Here is a 13,756-nt window from a genome sequence, read left to right as displayed (position 1 = left end):
ACCGACAACCCTGAGAGCGGCCTGCTGGGAGCGATGCCCGGGGCCGTTCAGGAGCCGTCGTCCGGACGATCCTCGGGCCCGGTCGCCTGGCCGCTGGACGGGTCCGCGGACGAGCCCGTCGCCGGACCCTGCTGAGCCTGCTGCTCTTCCTGGAGGCGCATCCGCTCCTGCGCCTGCCGATCCTCCTCGGCCCAGCGCTCCTTACGACGCTTGGAGACGCTTCCGCGCAGCCACTTCTGCAGCGGGTACAAGATCACTACAGCGGCCAGCAGGATGATGATGTTGGCCCACGTGAACGTCGTCGGGCTGCCGGTCGCACTGGCCAGGTTCGCAAACACCCATGCAGTGTGCCAGAGGCTCAGGCGTCCTTGATCTCGGCCAGGACTGCACCTGATGTCACGGTCTCGCCGACCTTCGCCGACAGGCCCGTGACGACACCGGCCTTGTGGGCGTTGATCGGCTGCTCCATCTTCATCGCCTCGAGCACGATGACGAGGTCACCGGCCGCTACTGTGGCGCCGTCGGTGACCGCGAGCTTGACGATCGTGCCCTGCATGGGCGCGGTGAGCGAGTCGCCCGACGTCGCCGCACCGGCCTTGCCCCCGCCGGACCGCTTCGGCGCCTTCTTGCGCGTCGTGGCCGCGGATCCGCCACCCAGGGCGAGCCCACCCGGTAGGGACACCTCGATGCGCTTGCCGCCGACCTCGACGACGACCTTCTGGCGCTCCTCGGGCTCGGCGCCGTCGGCAGCCGGCCCACCGGCATACGGCGGGATCGTGTTGTCCCATTCCGTCTCGATCCAGCGGGTGTGGATGCGGAACGGCGCATCGCCCTCGGGGGCGAACGCCGGGTCGGCCACGACCGCGCGGTGGAAGGGCAGGACGGTCGGCATCCCCTCGACCTCGAACTCGGCGAGCGCCCGGCGGGAGCGCTCGAGCGCCTGCTGGCGCGTGCGCCCGGTGATGATGAGCTTGGCGAGCATGGAGTCGAAGGCGCCACCGATGACGTCGCCCTCGACGACGCCGGAGTCGACGCGGACGCCGGGACCGGACGGGGTGCGGTAGACGGCGACGGTGCCGGGTGCGGGCAGGAAGTTGCGGCCGGCGTCCTCGCCGTTGATCCGGAACTCGATCGAGTGGGCGTGCGGCTCCGGGTCGGGGTAGTCGAGCGTCTCGCCGTTGGCGATGCGGAACTGTTCGCGCACGAGGTCGATGCCGGTCACCTCCTCGGTGACGGGGTGCTCGACCTGCAGGCGGGTGTTCACCTCGAGGAAGCTGATGTCGCCGTCGGGACCGACGAGGAACTCGCAGGTGCCGGCGCCGACATAGCCGGCCTCCTTGAGGATCGCCTTGCTCGCGCGCAGCAGCTCCGCGTGCTGCTCCTCGGTGAGAAAGGGAGCGGGTGCCTCCTCGACGAGCTTCTGGTTGCGGCGCTGGAGGGAGCAGTCACGCGTCGAGACGACCACGACGTTGCCGTGCTGGTCGGCCAGGCACTGGGTCTCGACGTGGCGTGGGCGGTCCAGGAACCGCTCGACGAAACACTCGCCGCGTCCGAAGGCCGTGACGGCCTCTCGCACCGCGGACTCGTAGAGGTCAGGGATCTCCTCGATCGTGCGCGCCACCTTGAGGCCACGACCGCCGCCACCGTATGCCGCCTTGATCGCCACCGGGAGGCCGTGCTCCTGCGCGAAGGCGACCACCTCGTCGGCACCGGCGACCGGGTCCTTCGTGCCCGGCACGAGCGGCGCACCGGCCTTGGTGGCGATGTGGCGGGCCTTGACCTTGTCGCCGAGGGAGTCGATGGCCAGAGGGCCGGGGCCGATCCAGGTGAGGCCGGCGTCGATGACGGCCTGGGCGAAGCCGGCGTTCTCGGCGAGGAAGCCGTAGCCGGGGTGGACCGCGTCCGCGCCGGCCTGCTCGGCGACCTCCAGCAGCTTGTCCTGGAGCAGGTAGCTGTCGCCGGGAGTCGAGCCACCGAGGGCATACGCCTCGTCGGCGACCTTGACGTGCAAGGCATCCCGATCCGGCTGTGCGTACACCGCGACCGAGCCGATGCCGCTGTCCTTGCACGCGCGCGCGATGCGTACTGCGATCTCACCACGGTTTGCGATCAGGACCTTGCTGATGGATGCCATGGATCGGACTCTATCGGGCTGACGTAGCGTCAACTCGGGGCTGTGAGGTTTGTTCGGGCCCCTCCCGGAGTGAGGTCCGGCACATCTGCGATGTGCCCGGGCATAGCGTGGGGACCATGTCCACTCACGAGCGCGCTGCCACCCTGTCCCTCGGCCATGCCTCCGCCCCAGGCCAAGCCATCCCGCAGGTCGGCTTCGGCGTGTGGGAGGTGCCGGACAGCGAGGTCGACGCCGCCTTCGGGCACGCGCTGGACGTCGGCTACCGCCACATCGACACGGCGCGCCTCTACGGCAACGAAGAGGGCGTCGGCCGGGTCCTGGCCGCCACGGCCATCCCGCGCGACGACATCTTCGTGACCTCGAAGGTGTGGAACGACGACCACCGGCGGGTGCCGGCGGCCTTCGACGGGTCGATGCGCCGCCTCGGCCTCGAGGTGCTCGACCTGTTCCTCATCCACTGGCCAGCGCCGAAGCAGAACGCCTACGTCGAGGCGTGGCAGGCGATGCTCGACCTCCAGCGCGACGGTCGCGTGCGGTCCGTCGGTGTCTGCAACTTCCAGGTGCCGCACCTGCAGCGGCTCCTCGACGAGACCGGCGTGCTGCCCTCGGTGAACCAGGTCGAGCTCAGTCCCTACCTGCAACAGGGCGAGCTGCGCGCGTTCCACACCCAGCACGGCATCGTCACCGAGGCGTGGAGCCCGCTCGCCGCGCGGGCCGGCCTGCTCGAAGACCCGGCGATGGTGTCCCTCGCCTCGAAGCACTCCGTCTCGCCGGCACAGGTCGCGCTGCGCTGGCAGGTGCAGCTCGGCAACGTCGTGCTGACGCGGTCGGTCACGCCGGCGCGGATCGAGGAGAACTTCGATGTGTTCGGCTTCTCGCTCGACGACGACGACCTGGCGACCATCGCCGGGCTCGACCGCGGGCACCGCACCGGCCCGGACCCGGACCGGCTCGGCTGAGGCCGTCCGGTCGCGATCTCGCGGCGACGTCGCGCCAGCCAGTCGACGGCACGATCGCTCAGTGGCGTCGCAGCGCTGCGGCGTCGCCGGCCTTCGGCGGTCCCGTTGAGACGCATCACTGACTAGATTTGCGAGACATGGGCCTGTTCTCCCGCAAGAGCAAGGAATCGCCCGTCGAGGAGACCGACACCTCGGGCGACCAGCCAGACCCCGCCGACGTGCTCGCCAGTGACTTCACCGGCCGACCCGTGTCGAGCCCGGTCGGCGAGGACGACCGGCGGCGGATCACGGCAGCCCTGGACCGGGCGGCAGCCGCGGGCGTCGACGTCGACGACCTCGAGTCGATCGGCGCGCACTACGACGAGGCCTACCGCGCCTTCGTCGCGGACGAGTCCGGCTCGCAGGGTCCCGACGTTCTCGTGGACACGTTCGCGATGGCGATCGGGGAGCACCTGGCCAGGCACAGTGCCCGGGAGTGGGCGGTCGTGACGGACGTCTTCGGAACCGACCTCGGGCTCGTGGCCGCGCGCGCCGAGACGGTGATCGTCCCGCACAACCTCGTCGGGGCCCGCTGGATGCGCGGTGAGACGGGGTGGATCCCGGGCGTCGTGTCGCACCTGGTCCGCATGCGCCCGCGGCCTCGCTGACGGGACGCCTAGGATCGCCAGCATGGACAGTGTCGTTGGCGAAGGGACCGAGTCGCGGAGCAAGCGGGAGCTGGAGCACGGGATCGAGCGAGACTTCACGCGCAAGATGTCGTACGGCGACTACCTCTGTCTGGACGTCCTGCTCAGTGCCCAGCGGCCGCTGAGTGAGCCGCCTCAGCATGACGAGCTGCTCTTCATCATCCAGCACCAGACCTCTGAGCTGTGGCTCAAGCTGCTCATCCACGAGCTTCGTTCTGCCAGAAGGCTGCTGCGCGAGGACGACCTTGCCCCGGCACTCAAGCGCATGGCTCGGGTCAAGCACATCCAGCACACGCTCACCGACCAGTGGTCGGTGCTGGCGACGCTCACTCCGAGCGAGTACGCCGAGATCCGGCCGTTCCTGGCCACCAGCTCGGGCTTCCAGTCGGCGCAGTACCGCGAGGTCGAGTTCCTGCTCGGCAACAAGAACGCCGACATGGTCGCGGTGTTCTCCCACGACGAGAAGGCGCGGGCCGAGCTCGACGCGCTGTTGCACGAGCCGAGCCTGTACGACGAGTTCCTCGCCTATCTGTCGCGGCGTGGGTATGCCGTCCCGCAGGAGCTGCTCGACCGTGACTGGTCGCAGCCCTACCGGCACCACGAGGGGCTCGTCGACGTCTTCGCCAAGGTGTATGCCGCACCCCACGACCACTGGGGCGTCTACGAGACGTGCGAGGAGCTCGTCGACGTCGAGGACAACTTCCAGCAGTGGCGCTTCCGTCACCTGCAGGTCGTGCAGCGCACCATCGGGCAGAAGACCGGCACCGGCGGCTCGACCGGCGTCGACTTCCTGCGACGTGCGCTCGACCTGACCTTCTTTCCCGAGCTCTACGAGGTCCGCACGCGGATCGGCGGCTGACCATGGTGCGCGCCTGGGACGAGCGGGCGGACGAGCTCGCCTCGGTCGCGATCGAGTCCGGCGAGCCGACCTCGTGGTTCGACCGCCTGTACGGCGAGGGCGAGCGTGGCGAGGTGTCGATGCCCTGGGACCGCCGGACTCCGAACCCGGTTCTGGAGCAGTGGGCTCGATCCCAGGACCTCTCCGGACACGGCCGGCGCGCGGTCGTGGTCGGGTGCGGCCTCGGCGCCGACGCTGAGTACCTCGCCTCGCTGGGCTTCGCGGTCACAGCGTTCGACGTGTCGCCGACGGCGGTGCGCCTTGCGGCACAACGCAACCCGGGCTCGACAGTCGAGTACCGGCAGGCGGACCTGCTCGACCTGCCCGAAGAGCTGGTCGGCGCTTTCGACCTCGTCGTCGAGATCTTCACGCTGCAGGCGTTGCCGGACCCGCCACGGGCGAGTGCGGTCCCGGCCGTCAGGAGCCTGGTCGCGCCGGGCGGGACGCTGTTCGTGGTCGCGCTGCGCAGCAACACCGACTCAGACGCCGTGACCGGCCCGCCGTACGCGCTGGGCGCGCGACGCTTCGCATGCTCGCGGCCGGCACGCTCGAGCTGGAAGAGCTGGTCGCGCTCGACGTCCCGCTGTGGCAGGCCGTGCTTCGGGATCACCGAGCCTGAACGCACCGCGCCGCTCCGGCTCCGTGAGGGCTGTGGACAACGCGCGCACCCTGATGCGTGGATGGGCCACGATAGTGATACGGCATCAGTCGTAGGCAAACGGCATCATCCGTGGGTGAGTGCGGTTTCCCGTTCGTGAACCAGTCAGGGGCATCGATGCAGCCACACGCGCGACAGGCTCGCCGACCGCCGAATTCGTATGGCGCCTGGCTCGTGGCCCTTGTCGCGCTGTGGCTGGTCACGGGCTGCGCCGGTGCGGGGGCGGACCGTGCGGCGGGTCCGAGCGCCGCGGGTGTCGCGACGCATTCAGTCGCCACAACCAGCGGAGCGCTGGCAGCCACGTCAGCCGCCCAGACGCCGACGACCCGCCCGCCGGCACCACCTGCCGATCCGGTCCTGGCTCGCATCCCACCCGCGGCCCGCGCCGAGACCGAACGAGCGGCACAGTTATTTGCCCAGTACTTCTTCGACACGCTGAATGCGGCTGCCATGTCCGCTGATCCAGCGTTGGTCGACGGCCTCTTCGGCGAGCAGTGCAAGACCTGTGTCGCAATGCAGCGATCACTGCGCGACCTCAAGGCCTCCGGACAACACCACGAGAAGCCCACGATCCGAATTGTGAGTGTCACCACGGACTCGTTCGTGACGGAGCGCCGGGTGGTTCTGGTCGCCGTCGATCAGGCCTCTGTAGCCGTCCTGGACCGGTGGGGGAGTGGCACGTCGCGCACGCTTGCCGACCGTGGCACCTTCGCAATGACGCTGCTTTACGGCCATTCGCACTGGGTCGTTGCGCGTTTGCAGACGGTGGAGCGATGACCGCGGCCACACTGGCATTGGCCCTGAGCCTGTCTCTCGCACCGGGGCCTATAGGGCCGTCCATGGCCCACGCGCCGAGCTCGCCGTGTTCCAAGACATGGATCGGCTGCGGGACGACTCAGGACGCCGCCTATGTGAACGTCATGTCGGGCGACGAGGTGCACGCGCTTGAGAAGTTCCCGGGGGACCAAGGGACCGTCGTGGTGGACCGGGCTGGGGATGCGCCGGTCTACGAGTACCTCTCGCTCAACGACTGCCCTGAGGCGCGGCCCGACACGGTCACCGAGCAGGTGTCGTGCGCGCACGCCCTGCGCGACTGTCCACCGGGCGAGGCCGGGCCGTTGCTGCGGATCTGGCGACGCACGACGCAGGCCGGTCGCGTGGTCGAGCCGTGGCGGTCGGTCGGCATCACCTGCGCCGCCGACGTCGCGCCAGGAGCCCGCCCCACCCTGACCATGGCCGACATCACCGCCCAGCTCATGCGCACCCCCTGGGCCCAGCCCCACGTCGATACCCAACCGGCCGGCAACCTCACCCTGGTCAACCTGCCCACCTACTACCAGGTCCACTGGAGCACCGCCGGCTACCAGCCCGGCGAGACCGACCAAGCCGTGCTGCGAGGCATCCCGGTCCGGATCCGCCCCACCCTGGTCGGGTTCCGCTACGACTTCGGCGACGGCACCACCCACGGGCCCACTACCTCGACCGGCGGCACCTACCCCGACGGCGATGTCCGCCACGCCTACCGCGCCAAGGGCACCTACCGGACCCGGGTCATCACCACCTTCGGCGCCGACTACAGCCTCGACGGCACCACCTGGAACCCCATCCCACAGACCGTCACCGTCCCCGGACCCGCCACGACTATCACCGTCCGAGAAGCCCGAGCCGTCCTCGTCCAGCACTAGGTCCGAGGCGGGTCAACGTCGGGCGGGGGTCAATGTCGGGCGGGGTCTCCGTCAGGCGGGGGTCTCCGTCAGGCGGAGGTCTCCGTCAGGCGGCGGTCTTCTCGCGCACCTGGCGCTTGATCCGGCCGAGCATCGCGACCATGCCGCGCATCCGCAACGGGGAGACCGCTTCGGACAGGCCGAACCGCATCGGGGCGTCGTCCGGCACCGCAAGCACGTCCGACGCGCTCAGACCATCGAGACCCTCGTGCAGGATGCCCGCGAACCCCCGCGTCGTGGGTGCCTCGGGCGGTGCGTCGAAGAAGATGTTCACCACCCGGTCGTCCAGCGAGTCACCCGGGCTCACCTCGACCACGAGGAACAGCGGCGACTGGCACTCGTCAACCCGCTCGAGCTGGTCGAGGTGACCGACATACCGCTCCGGCAGCGCGGGCAGCTCGTCGCTGAACTCCAGCAGCAGCTGAAGCTTGAGCTCGTTCGTCGCCGACTGGAAGTCCTCGGCGATCTCGGCCAGCGAGGGAGGCAATGTCACGTCGATCATCTGGGCTCCGGGGTCACTTCTCGATCGGCATGCGCACGGCGTTGCCCCACTCGGTCCAGGAGCCGTCGTAGTTGCGCACGCTGTTGAAGCCGAGCAGGTAGGTCAGCACGAACCACGTGTGTGACGACCGCTCGCCGATGCGGCAGTACGCCACGACGTCGTCGCTCGGGGCGAGCCCCTGCTCGGTGAGGTAGATCGCCTCGAGGTCGTCGCGCGACTTGAACGAGCCGTCCTCGTTGGCGGCCCGGGCCCACGGCACGGACTTCGCGCCGGGGATGTGACCGCCGCGCATCGCGCCTTCCTGCGGGTAGTCGGGCATGTGCAGCAGCTCGCCCGAGAACTCGCCGGGAGAGCGGACGTCGACCATCGGCTTGCCGATATGGGCCAGCACCTCGTCGCGGAATGCCCGGATCGGGGCGTCGTTGCGCTCGGCCACCGGGTAGTCCACGGACGTCGGAGTCGGCACGTCGCGCGTCACCTCCCGACCCTCGGCGATCCACTTGGCCCGGCCGCCGTCAAGCAGCCGGACGTCTGCGTGACCGAACAGGCTGAACACCCACAGGGCGTAGGCCGCCCACCAGTTGCTCTTGTCGCCGTAGATCACGACGGTCGTGTCGCGGCCGATGCCGCGCGAGCCCATGACCTTGGCGAAGCCGGCGCCGTCCACGTAGTCGCGCGTCAGCGGGTCGTTGAGGTCGAGATGCCAGTCGACCTTGATCGCGCCCGGGATGTGCCCGGTGTCGTACAGCAGGACGTCCTCGTCGGACTCGAGCAGGACGATGCCGTCAGGGCCTCCGAGCCGACCGGCGGCGAGCTGCTCAGCCAGCCACTCGGTGGTCACCAGCCGCTCGGGGTGGGCGTACTCGGCGATCTTGGTGTCGTCAGCGGTCATGACCCCATCGTTTCACGCTCACAGGTCAGCATCGCTATTGGAGTCCATAACCCTCTGTTTGGCGCAGCCTCGAGCCGGCTACTCAGGCCGGTCCGTCGAGACGGGCCAGGTCCTGCCGGCACCGGTGCTCGAAGTCGCCGAGCTCGGCGATGGCGTCCTCGACGTCGCGCAGGCGCTGCTCGAGGTCCGATCGACGCTCGTCGATCTGGCCCAGCACGTACTCGAGCTGGGTCCGCCGCCCCCGCGGCGCGTCGAAGAGGTCGATGATCGTGCGGATCTCGTCGAGCGGGAAGCCCAGGCGCTTGCCGCGCAGGATGAGGTTGAGGCGGGTGCGGTCGCGCCGGTGATAGACCCGCTGGGTGCCGCGCCGCTCGGGGGAGATGAGCCCGAGGTCCTCGTAGTGGCGCACCGTGCGATGGGTCACGCCGAACTCCTCGGCGACCTGGGCGATGGTCCACGTCTGCTCCGTCGTGGCCGCACTTGTCATGTCGACGATAGTGCTTTACGTTTACGTCAACGTCAAGTACATCTCACGAGCCGGTCGTGAGGACGGCAAGTGTGCAAGGGGACATCGATGTTCGAGCTCAGCCAGGACCACGAGGACTTCCGCAAGGTCGTCCGCGACTTCGCCGAGAAGGAGGTCGCGCCCAACATCGCCAAGTGGGACGCCGCCTCCCACTTCCCGGTGGACCTCGTCCCCAAGATGGGCGACCTCGGCCTGTTCGGCCTCGTCGTGCCCACGGAGTACGGCGGCAGTGCGGGCGAGGGTGGCGACTTCACCAGCCTCTGCGTCGCGATCGAGGAGCTCGGCCGGGTCGACCAGTCGATCGGCATCACGCTGTCCGCGGGCGTCGGCCTCGGCATCAACCCGATCCTCACCTACGGCAACGACGAGCAGAAGCAGCGGTTCCTGCCCGACCTCGTCTCCGGGCGGGCACTCGCCGGCTTCGGCCTGACCGAGCCCGAGGCGGGCTCCGACGCCGCAGCGACCCGGACCAGGGCCACGCGCGACGGCGACGAGTGGGTCATCAACGGCGCCAAGGCCTTCATCACCAACTCGGGCACCGACATCACCTCCGTGGTCACCGTCACGGCCCGCACCGGCACGAACGACGACGGCTCGGCCCAGATCTCGGCGATCCTCGTCCCCGCCGGCACCCCCGGTTTCGTCGTCGAGCCCGCGTACCACAAGCTCGGCTGGCACGCCTCGGACACCCACGGCCTCACCTTCGCCGACTGTCGCGTGCCGGTCGAGAACCTCGTCGGGCAGCAGGGGGAGGGCTTCAAGCAGTTCCTCAAGACCCTCGACGACGGCCGCATCGCGATCTCTGCGCTCGCCGTCGGGTGCGCGCAGGCCTGCCTCGAGCTGGCCACGGACTACGCCAAGACCCGCACCGCCTTCGGCAGGCCGATCGGCGCCAACCAGGGGATCTCGTTCCAGCTCGCCGACCTCGCCGTGATGGTCGAGGGCGCTCGCCTGCTGACGTACAAGGCCGCTTGGCTCAAGGACGAGCTGCACGACGGCCGCAGGTCGGTCAAGGAGGTCAAGCACGCCGCGGCCATCGCCAAGCTCTACGCCACCGAGGCGGCCGTCACCTCGACCCGCATCGCCACCCAGGTCTTCGGCGGCAACGGCTTCATGGAGGAGTTCCCGGTGGCCCGCTTCTACCGCGACGCGAAGATCCTCGAGATCGGCGAGGGCACCTCCGAGGTGCAGCGGATGCTCATCGCCCGAGGGCTCGGCCTCCCGTCATGACCGACGTAGACCCAGCCGGCGACCCGCGCGTCGCCGACGTCCGCGAACGGCTCCGGGCGGCATACCTCGCCTCGGACACTGCGCCCGACAAGGCGCAGGCGAAGCTGGACGCCCAAGGCAAGATCTACGTCCGCGACCGCATCGCCCTGCTCTTCGACGAGGGCTCCTTCGTGGAGGACGGCCGCTACGCCAACGCCCTCGCGTCCGGACTGCCCGCCGACGGCGTCGTCACCGGGCGCGGCACGGTCGATGGCCGGCCTGCGATCGTCATCGCCAATGATCCGACCGTCAAAGCGGGCAGCTGGGGCGCGCGGACGGTCGAGAAGATCGTCCGGGCGACCGAGATGGCCCTGCGCGAGGAGCTGCCCGTCTTCTGGTTCGTCGACTCGGCGGGCGCCCGGATCACCGACCAGGTCGAGATGTTCCCCGGACGGCGTGGCGCGGGACGGATCTTCCACAACCAGGTCGCGCTGTCCGGCAAGGTCCCCCAGATCTGCTGCCTCTTCGGGCCGAGCGCTGCCGGCGGCGCGTACATCCCCAGCTTCTGCGACCTCATCATCATGGTCGAGGGCAACGCCTCGATGTACCTCGGCAGCCCGCGGATGGCGGAGATGGTCGTCGGCGAAAAGGTGTCGCTCGAGGAGATGGGTGGCGCCCGGATGCACTGCACCGTCTCAGGCGTCGGGGATCTGCTGGCCCACGACGACACCGAGGCGATCGAGCTCGCCAAGCTCTACTTCTCCTACGTCCCCGGCAGCTGGCGCGACCACCCCCCGACGTATGCCGCCGAGGAGCCCGCCGAGCCGCTCACCCGCGCGAGCGTGCCCGAGCGCGAGTCGGTCCCCTTCGACATCCACGCCGTCATCGACGGCCTCGTCGACGACGACTCGTTCTTCGAGCTGAAGCCGCTCTGGGCCGGTGAGCTCGTGATCGGCTTCGGCCGGCTCAACGGCGAGAGCATCGGGATCGTCGCCAACAACTCGATCGTCAAGGGCGGCGTGCTGTTCACCGACAGCGCCGACAAGGCTGCCCGCTTCATCTGGCTCTGCGACGCGTTCAACATCCCGCTGGTCTATCTCGCCGACGTCCCCGGCTTCATGATCGGCTCGGAGGTCGAGCGCGGCGGCATCATCCGGCACGGCGCCAAGATGGTGAGCGCCGTCGCGTCAGCAACGGTGCCCCAGGTCTGCGTCGTCGTGCGCAAGGCCTACGGCGCCGGGCTCTACGCCATGGGCGGGCCGGGCTTCGGCCCGGACGCCACGATCGCGCTGCCGACCGCGCGGATCGCCGTCATGGGCCCCGAAGCCGCGGTCAACGCTGTCTACGCCAACAAGATCGCCGAGATCGAGGACCCCGCAGAACAGGCCCAGTTCGTCGCCGACCGCCGCCGGGAGTACGAGGAGGACGTCGACATCGAGCGCCTCGCCGCAGACCTCGTCCTCGACTCCGTCGTCGAGGCAGATGAGCTGCGATCTGACCTCGTCAGGCGTCTGGCCTATGCTTCCCGGCGTGACCGTCACTTCAGCGACCGCCGACGCTCCGTCCCGCCGGTCTGAGTCGCGTCTCGGTCACCGCCTCGAGCATCCCGACCGCGAGGTCGAGGCCCGCACCCCCTTCTACCTCAGGTTCGCCGTCTGGTTCCCCCTCGCGGTGTTCGGGGTCTCTCGGATCTTCGTGCTGATCTCAGCGAGCTACCTGGCCAAGTACCAGATCGCGCTGCCCATCGGGACGCAGAACATCCGCATCTTCTACCCGTCGCCGGCTGCCCCCGGATACCTCACCGCCATGACGAACTGGGACGGCCAGTGGTACCGCGTCATCGCCGAGCACGGATACCCGGCCGTGCTCCCGCGCGCCCCTTGGGGCGGGGTCGACATGAACCCCTGGGCCTTCTTCCCGGTGTTCCCGATGACCGTCGGCGGCATCATGCGGGTCACCGGGCTGCCCTTCGAGGTCGTCGCGCCCCTGTTGTCGACGCTCATCGGCTTCGTCGCGATGTACCTGCTCTTCAAGCTCGTCGACCAGGCCGTCGGCCGGTGGGAGGCCATCGTCGCGGTCGTCGCCACCTCGTTCTACATCGCCTCGCCGGCCTTCTCGGCCTCCTACACCGAGTCGACCGGGCTGCTGCTCGTCGTCACCGTCCTGTGGCTGCTCCGCAAGCGCAAGTACTGGTGGGTCGTGCTCGCGCTGCTCGTGCTCGCCCTCACCCGCAACGTCGTCATCGCGATGGCCCCCGTGATCGTGGCGCACGCCGTCGTGCGGTGGTGGCGCAACGACGAAGGCCCGCACCCGGTGCGGTTCCGGGTCGCCATGGGGGCGCTCGCGGCATACGCCGCCGTCCTGACCTGGCTCTGGCCGACCATCGTCACCATCGCGACGGACACCCCCAACGCCTACAACGACACGATGCTGGCCTGGAACATCCAGACCAAGGTCAAGCTCTACATGTGGTGGAACCTGCTCTACGACTACTGGGGCGTGCTCGGACAGGTGCTCGGGGTGGTCGCGATCGCCGGCTTCACCTGGTTCATGCTGTCCAAGAACTCCTGGCGCTGGGGCCCGGAGATCTGGGGCTGGGCGGGCGCCTACCCGGCATACATCGTCCTGGTGACCAGCACGACGCCCAGCCGGATCCGCTACGGCCTGCTGGCCTTCCCGATGGCGCTGATCATCGCCTGGTTCCTCAAGCTGCGCTGGTGGCGGCGCTACCGCTACTGGCTGCTCGGGGTCGTGGTCCTCGCGGGTGCCCTGCAGATGTGGTGGTGGACCGAGCACTACCTCATCATCGAGAACCTCACCGACGACCTCTATCCCTGAGGCGTCGCCTCCGCCGTGACCGGCCCGGTCTCCACGGCCTGCCCCGCCTCAGCCTCGGCGCGGCCGACCACGTCGAACCACTCGATGCCGGCGTCGCCGAGCAGGTCGCGCAGCAGCGGCAGGGACAGACCCACGACGTTGTGGTGGTCGCCCTCGACGGCCGTCACGAACGCACCGCCCAGCCCGTCGATCGTGAAGGCGCCCGCGACGGTGAGCGGCTCGCCCGTGGCGACGTACGCGTCGATCTCGGCGTCGCTGAGTCGCGCGAAGTGCACCGTCGTCGAGGCGGTCGCACCGAGGGTCGCGCCGGCGGTGCCGCGCTCGTCCACGAGCCAGTGGCCCGTGTGCAGGACCCCCGAGCGGCCCCGCATCCGCCTCCAGCGGGCCGTCGCCTCGCGGGCGTCGGCCGGCTTGCCGTGCATCTCGCCGTCGAGCTCGAGCACCGAGTCGCAGCCGATCACGACCGCCGCGAGCTCGTTGCGGCGGGCGACGTCCTCGGCCTTGGCCCGCGCGAGGAGCAGGGCGATGTCCGCCGGCTCGAGCGGCCCATAGCGCTCGGTGGCCTCCGCGACGGCGAGGTCCTCGTCGACCTCGCTGACCACGACGACAGGCTCGATGCCCGCCGCGAGGAGCGTCTTGTGCCGGGCGGGAGAGGCGGACGCGAGGACGAGGGTGACGGCCGGCGCGCCAGCGAGAGGGGTGGACGGCATTCCGGAATGATAAGGCTCGT

General features: G+C 69.6%; 15 protein-coding genes. 9 read left to right on the top strand and 6 right to left on the bottom strand.

What is annotated here, in order from left to right:
- Nucleotides 1–47 precede the first annotated feature (47 nt).
- Together ACYVLP_RS22675 and ACYVLP_RS22670 are read right to left on the bottom strand one after the other, a co-directional pair.
- The gene (locus tag ACYVLP_RS22675) at nucleotides 48–338 is read right to left on the bottom strand and encodes a hypothetical protein (RefSeq protein WP_460629562.1); all 291 of its coding nucleotides are present in this window, start codon (nucleotides 336–338) and stop codon (nucleotides 48–50) included.
- Between the two features lie 20 nt (nucleotides 339–358).
- Nucleotides 359–2,134 (bottom strand): acetyl/propionyl/methylcrotonyl-CoA carboxylase subunit alpha, encoded by a 1,776-nt coding sequence (locus ACYVLP_RS22670; protein ID WP_460629561.1) that lies wholly within the window; start codon nucleotides 2,132–2,134, stop codon nucleotides 359–361.
- Nucleotides 2,135–2,250: 116 nt separating this feature from the next.
- Between ACYVLP_RS22670 and ACYVLP_RS22665 the strand changes: the two genes are divergently transcribed.
- The 6 genes from ACYVLP_RS22665 (at nucleotide 2,251) to ACYVLP_RS22640 (ending at nucleotide 7,020) form a co-directional block, all read left to right on the top strand.
- Nucleotides 2,251–3,093 carry an aldo/keto reductase gene (locus ACYVLP_RS22665; RefSeq protein ID WP_460629560.1) on the top strand — a complete coding sequence of 281 codons (843 nt, stop codon included), beginning with the start codon at nucleotides 2,251–2,253 and terminating at the stop codon, nucleotides 3,091–3,093.
- A 137-nt stretch (nucleotides 3,094–3,230) separates the two neighbouring features.
- Nucleotides 3,231–3,740: a DUF3806 domain-containing protein gene (locus ACYVLP_RS22660; protein WP_460629559.1), complete on the top strand. Its 510-nt coding sequence runs from the start codon at nucleotides 3,231–3,233 to the stop codon at nucleotides 3,738–3,740.
- A gap of 22 nt (nucleotides 3,741–3,762) precedes the next feature.
- The gene (gene kynA, locus ACYVLP_RS22655) at nucleotides 3,763–4,638 is read left to right on the top strand and encodes a tryptophan 2,3-dioxygenase (protein ID WP_460629558.1); all 876 of its coding nucleotides are present in this window, start codon (nucleotides 3,763–3,765) and stop codon (nucleotides 4,636–4,638) included.
- Between the two features lie 2 nt (nucleotides 4,639–4,640).
- Nucleotides 4,641–5,435, top strand: a complete 795-nt coding sequence (locus tag ACYVLP_RS22650) for a class I SAM-dependent methyltransferase (protein WP_460629557.1) — start codon at nucleotides 4,641–4,643, stop codon at nucleotides 5,433–5,435.
- A 74-nt stretch (nucleotides 5,436–5,509) separates the two neighbouring features.
- On the top strand, nucleotides 5,510–6,112 hold the full coding sequence (locus ACYVLP_RS22645; protein ID WP_460629556.1) for a DUF6318 family protein: 603 nt from the start codon (nucleotides 5,510–5,512) through the stop codon (nucleotides 6,110–6,112).
- Between the two features lie 62 nt (nucleotides 6,113–6,174).
- On the top strand, nucleotides 6,175–7,020 hold the full coding sequence (locus ACYVLP_RS22640) for a hypothetical protein (protein ID WP_460629555.1): 846 nt from the start codon (nucleotides 6,175–6,177) through the stop codon (nucleotides 7,018–7,020).
- Between the two features lie 85 nt (nucleotides 7,021–7,105).
- Here ACYVLP_RS22640 and ACYVLP_RS22635 read toward each other — a convergent pair whose 3' ends face one another.
- The 3 genes from ACYVLP_RS22635 to ACYVLP_RS22625 form a co-directional block, all read right to left on the bottom strand.
- On the bottom strand, nucleotides 7,106–7,561 hold the full coding sequence (locus ACYVLP_RS22635; RefSeq protein ID WP_460629554.1) for a SufE family protein: 456 nt from the start codon (nucleotides 7,559–7,561) through the stop codon (nucleotides 7,106–7,108).
- 13 nt (nucleotides 7,562–7,574) lie between these two features.
- Complete coding sequence (locus tag ACYVLP_RS22630) at nucleotides 7,575–8,453, bottom strand: sulfurtransferase (RefSeq protein ID WP_460629553.1); 879 nt, start codon at nucleotides 8,451–8,453, stop codon at nucleotides 7,575–7,577.
- Between the two features lie 82 nt (nucleotides 8,454–8,535).
- A complete protein-coding gene (locus ACYVLP_RS22625) occupies nucleotides 8,536–8,940 on the bottom strand; it encodes a MerR family transcriptional regulator (RefSeq protein ID WP_460629552.1) in 405 nt (134 codons plus the stop codon).
- Between the two features lie 87 nt (nucleotides 8,941–9,027).
- Here ACYVLP_RS22625 and ACYVLP_RS22620 point away from each other — a divergent pair, with 87 nt between their 5' ends.
- Genes ACYVLP_RS22620 through ACYVLP_RS22610 form a run of 3 tightly spaced genes read left to right on the top strand, consistent with a single transcriptional unit; the run spans nucleotide 9,028 to nucleotide 13,026 of the window.
- A complete protein-coding gene (locus ACYVLP_RS22620) occupies nucleotides 9,028–10,209 on the top strand; it encodes an acyl-CoA dehydrogenase family protein (protein WP_460629551.1) in 1,182 nt (393 codons plus the stop codon).
- Entirely contained in the window at nucleotides 10,206–11,765 is a 1,560-nt protein-coding gene (locus ACYVLP_RS22615; RefSeq protein WP_460629550.1) for an acyl-CoA carboxylase subunit beta, read from the top strand. The genes ACYVLP_RS22620 and ACYVLP_RS22615 overlap by 4 nt, the downstream gene beginning before the upstream one ends.
- Nucleotides 11,719–13,026, top strand: a complete 1,308-nt coding sequence (locus ACYVLP_RS22610; protein ID WP_460629549.1) for a hypothetical protein — start codon at nucleotides 11,719–11,721, stop codon at nucleotides 13,024–13,026. The genes ACYVLP_RS22615 and ACYVLP_RS22610 overlap by 47 nt, the downstream gene beginning before the upstream one ends.
- Here the strand turns inward: ACYVLP_RS22610 and ACYVLP_RS22605 are convergent.
- Entirely contained in the window at nucleotides 13,017–13,736 is a 720-nt protein-coding gene (locus ACYVLP_RS22605) for a Maf family protein (RefSeq protein ID WP_460629548.1), read from the bottom strand. The genes ACYVLP_RS22610 and ACYVLP_RS22605 overlap by 10 nt on opposite strands.
- Nucleotides 13,737–13,756: the final 20 nt, after the last annotated feature.

The organism is Intrasporangium mesophilum (assembly GCF_054783095.1).
This window is presented reverse-complemented; position numbering and strand designations above follow the sequence as displayed.

Bases quoted from the DNA above. Each gene is read 5' to 3' on its own strand.
- ACYVLP_RS22660 (WP_460629559.1), top strand. From the start codon at position 3,231: ATGGGCCTGTTCTCCCGCAAGAGCAAGGAATCGCCCGTCGAGGAGACC.
- ACYVLP_RS22625 (WP_460629552.1), bottom strand. From the start codon at position 8,940: ATGACAAGTGCGGCCACGACGGAGCAGACGTGGACCATCGCCCAGGTC.
- kynA (WP_460629558.1), top strand. From the start codon at position 3,763: ATGGACAGTGTCGTTGGCGAAGGGACCGAGTCGCGGAGCAAGCGGGAG.
- ACYVLP_RS22605 (WP_460629548.1), bottom strand. From the start codon at position 13,736: ATGCCGTCCACCCCTCTCGCTGGCGCGCCGGCCGTCACCCTCGTCCTC.
- ACYVLP_RS22630 (WP_460629553.1), bottom strand. From the start codon at position 8,453: ATGACCGCTGACGACACCAAGATCGCCGAGTACGCCCACCCCGAGCGG.
- ACYVLP_RS22615 (WP_460629550.1), top strand. From the start codon at position 10,206: ATGACCGACGTAGACCCAGCCGGCGACCCGCGCGTCGCCGACGTCCGC.
- ACYVLP_RS22620 (WP_460629551.1), top strand. From the start codon at position 9,028: ATGTTCGAGCTCAGCCAGGACCACGAGGACTTCCGCAAGGTCGTCCGC.
- ACYVLP_RS22670 (WP_460629561.1), bottom strand. From the start codon at position 2,134: ATGGCATCCATCAGCAAGGTCCTGATCGCAAACCGTGGTGAGATCGCA.
- ACYVLP_RS22665 (WP_460629560.1), top strand. From the start codon at position 2,251: ATGTCCACTCACGAGCGCGCTGCCACCCTGTCCCTCGGCCATGCCTCC.
- ACYVLP_RS22635 (WP_460629554.1), bottom strand. From the start codon at position 7,561: ATGATCGACGTGACATTGCCTCCCTCGCTGGCCGAGATCGCCGAGGAC.
- ACYVLP_RS22640 (WP_460629555.1), top strand. From the start codon at position 6,175: ATGGCCCACGCGCCGAGCTCGCCGTGTTCCAAGACATGGATCGGCTGC.
- ACYVLP_RS22650 (WP_460629557.1), top strand. From the start codon at position 4,641: ATGGTGCGCGCCTGGGACGAGCGGGCGGACGAGCTCGCCTCGGTCGCG.